This is a genomic window from Telmatospirillum sp. J64-1 (assembly GCF_006980715.1).
GTDB classification, from domain to species: domain Bacteria; phylum Pseudomonadota; class Alphaproteobacteria; order Rhodospirillales; family Magnetospirillaceae; genus Oleiliquidispirillum; species Oleiliquidispirillum nitrogeniifigens.
The window spans coordinates 1-2,283 of sequence record NZ_SBHN01000063.1; the positions used below are offsets into that span (position 1 = coordinate 1).

6 protein-coding genes are annotated in these 2,283 nt (G+C 62.3%); all 6 read right to left on the reverse strand.

All coding sequences use genetic code 11. The annotated features are described in order from the left end of the window. Window positions 1–338, reverse strand: a 338-nt coding sequence (locus EPD66_RS23705) for a hypothetical protein (RefSeq protein ID WP_221931108.1), incomplete at its 3' end; no start/stop codon positions are given. Beyond that, complete coding sequence (locus tag EPD66_RS23710) at window positions 328–741, reverse strand: gp16 family protein (protein ID WP_185961603.1); 414 nt, start codon at window positions 739–741, stop codon at window positions 328–330. The genes EPD66_RS23710 and EPD66_RS23705, both read right to left, overlap by 11 nt. Next, complete coding sequence (locus EPD66_RS24260) at window positions 734–1,030, reverse strand: hypothetical protein (protein WP_185961604.1); 297 nt, start codon at window positions 1,028–1,030, stop codon at window positions 734–736. Before EPD66_RS24260 ends, EPD66_RS23710 begins: the two co-directional genes overlap by 8 nt. Continuing rightward, window positions 1,027–1,467 (reverse strand): hypothetical protein, encoded by a 441-nt coding sequence (locus EPD66_RS23715; RefSeq protein WP_142850991.1) that lies wholly within the window; start codon window positions 1,465–1,467, stop codon window positions 1,027–1,029. The genes EPD66_RS24260 and EPD66_RS23715 overlap by 4 nt, the downstream gene beginning before the upstream one ends. Before the next feature lie 88 nt (window positions 1,468–1,555). Beyond that, window positions 1,556–1,768: a hypothetical protein gene (locus EPD66_RS23720; RefSeq protein ID WP_142851032.1), complete on the reverse strand. Its 213-nt coding sequence runs from the start codon at window positions 1,766–1,768 to the stop codon at window positions 1,556–1,558. Then, window positions 1,768–2,130, reverse strand: coding sequence for a hypothetical protein (locus tag EPD66_RS23725; RefSeq protein WP_142851033.1), 363 nt, complete (start codon window positions 2,128–2,130; stop codon window positions 1,768–1,770). Before EPD66_RS23725 ends, EPD66_RS23720 begins: the two co-directional genes overlap by 1 nt. Window positions 2,131–2,283: the final 153 nt, after the last annotated feature.

Sequence of the window (2,283 nt, forward strand, 5' to 3'; positions counted from 1 at the left end):
GTGGCCTGCCGTAGCTTCTTGACATAGCGTTGGGTGCAGCCGACGCGCAAGGCGATGCTGCGCGTGCTGCCCTTGGCGTTCAAGATCTCGGCCTTCAAAAGCCGTTTGAACGATCCTTTAGGGATTTCGATAGTGTCGCCGCCATAAACATAGATCAGCTTCGCGAATTCCTCCCGGCCGATTAGCTTGGCCAGGGGATGGTCGGAATTCATCTTCTTGGGGATTGCAGTGCGCACCCCGCCGATAGTCTCGGCAAGCTGCAGCGCGGCCTTGGCGCCGACAATCTCGGCCAGGCGCTGCAACCCCACAGGCCAAGTGGTGGTGTCATCAGCCGACATCGATCCCAACCCGCGCCGACCAGCGCTTCAGCTGCTCGATCAATTGGCGCTTTTGGGCGGCATCGCAGAAGCGCAGGTCGGACTTGCCGACCTGGTTCTCGATCCAGGCGCGCAGGGCTTTCTCGGAGCGGTCGACGAGTTGCCCCGCTTTGCCCAGCTCGATCCAAAGCCCCCGGATCATCTGCGATTGCGGATCGCGGGCTGCCGGTGCCGGCAAGGCCGCCTTCGCCGGCTTCCACCCTAAGCGCCGAAACTCTGTCAGCACCTGGTCGAGTTGGTGATCGCGCAGGCCCTTGGCGCTGTCTTGGCCGGTGATCCGCTTGAGGATGGCGCGATAGGTCTCCTCGTCGAGGGCGAGTTCCTTGCGCGCGATATGGACCTTGGCCAGCATGGCATTACGCATGGTCGGCTCCCTCGGGATCGGTCTGCAAAGGGGACCTTTTGCGGGCCTGCCGCCGCCCGGCAGCCCAGAGTTCACGGCATTCCTTGCGACCGGCGGCATAGGCCAAGGCGGATCGCAACGCCTCTCCTTCCCAGCGATCTAGTGCAGGGCCTTGGGCGCTGAAGGCAGCGCTGAGATCTTCAAGAGAGAAGGACTTCACCAGTTGGGCCAGCTTTCGGCCTTTGCCCTTGCCGGCGGCAGTGAAAGCAGCGTTGATCTCGGCAACGCTGGGGGCAGGCCGGCGCTTCATGCGGCAATCTCCGATGCAGCATTGCGGCACGGCCCACACATCTGGTTATGCGGACCTTGAGACTCGAACTTTCTCCGGCAGCGCAGGCAGGTTCGCTTGGCCGGCCGAATGTTGCTCGTCGTTCCGGCAATGTCGGAAGGCGTCATACGGCGCACGCTGCCACGGCGGCGGCCGCTGGACTTGCGTGTCGATTGGCCGGAGGCCAAGATAGTGACCTTGCGCCAGTTGATGCCGACCTCGATCCGGATCAGCCCTGCCGAGGCCAGGCGTTGAAGGGCGGCGGTGCATTTGGTGTGATCACCTCGAATAATGCCCCGATCCATGATCTCGCTGTTGCTGGGGCACGGCAGTCCGGCCTCGGCCGCCGCCACCAACAGATCGTAAAGCTCCCGTAGTTGACCGGGAATTCGGTCCGTGCCGGTATGTGTGATATCCATCGCATCATCTCCTGGCCTGGCTCATCAGGGCGGGGTGGCCAGTCGCCCGCCGACGTCCGGCGCCGTCAGCGACGCCGGGCGTTTCGCCTCAATCCCGCTGCTTCTCTCCGCAGAAAGGGCAGTATTTGGCGACCATCCTCCGGGGCCTGCCTTTGCGGCTCTCGATCTTCCCTTCATCTTTCCGCATCAGGGGAATGGACAGTTCAAGAACCAAGTCATCGCCTCTGCGGGCAACGACAGTCGGCAATTCCTGGTCACCTTCAGATAGAGCGAGGTTGATCTTGTCGACGCAATCGCACATCACACATCCTCCTTCAGAGCGATGGGCTCCGGCCCGCTCCCCAGAACGTTGATTATGGAGGCTGTCCGGTCATGGCTCTGGATCGCCGCCACCGCCAGGGCGGCGATCTTGACCAGGCGCTCGCGGTAATCAGGGGCGGCATTGCCCCGGCCATCGATCAGGTCATGCGTATGCGCCCCGATCAGGGCGCGCCATTCTAGGGACGTGTGCTGATCGTCATGCTCCGGCCCGCCCCATTGCAGGTCCTGCGCCCAGCGTTCATCCGCGACATCGGTCAGCACATCGACCAGATGCAACGTGTCGCTTTCGCTCTGCTGGCTCGGATAGTCCTCGGCAGACAGCACAAAGTATTTCATGGTCATGATCGTCCTCACGCAGCAGAGTTGTGGGGAACCAAGAAGAAGTTCAGCATCGCCTGGAACCAGGTCTCACCATCGTGGGCAGTGCTGTCCGAATTGAAACGGCCTTGGGGGCCGGTGCCGAAGAAGCGGCCGTTGAAGGTGCTGAAAACAACC

Bases quoted from the DNA above. Each gene is read 5' to 3' on its own strand.
- EPD66_RS23710 (WP_185961603.1), bottom strand. From the start codon at position 741: ATGCGTAATGCCATGCTGGCCAAGGTCCATATCGCGCGCAAGGAACTC.
- EPD66_RS24260 (WP_185961604.1), bottom strand. From the start codon at position 1,030: ATGAAGCGCCGGCCTGCCCCCAGCGTTGCCGAGATCAACGCTGCTTTC.
- EPD66_RS23715 (WP_142850991.1), bottom strand. From the start codon at position 1,467: ATGGATATCACACATACCGGCACGGACCGAATTCCCGGTCAACTACGG.
- EPD66_RS23720 (WP_142851032.1), bottom strand. From the start codon at position 1,768: ATGTGCGATTGCGTCGACAAGATCAACCTCGCTCTATCTGAAGGTGAC.
- EPD66_RS23725 (WP_142851033.1), bottom strand. From the start codon at position 2,130: ATGACCATGAAATACTTTGTGCTGTCTGCCGAGGACTATCCGAGCCAG.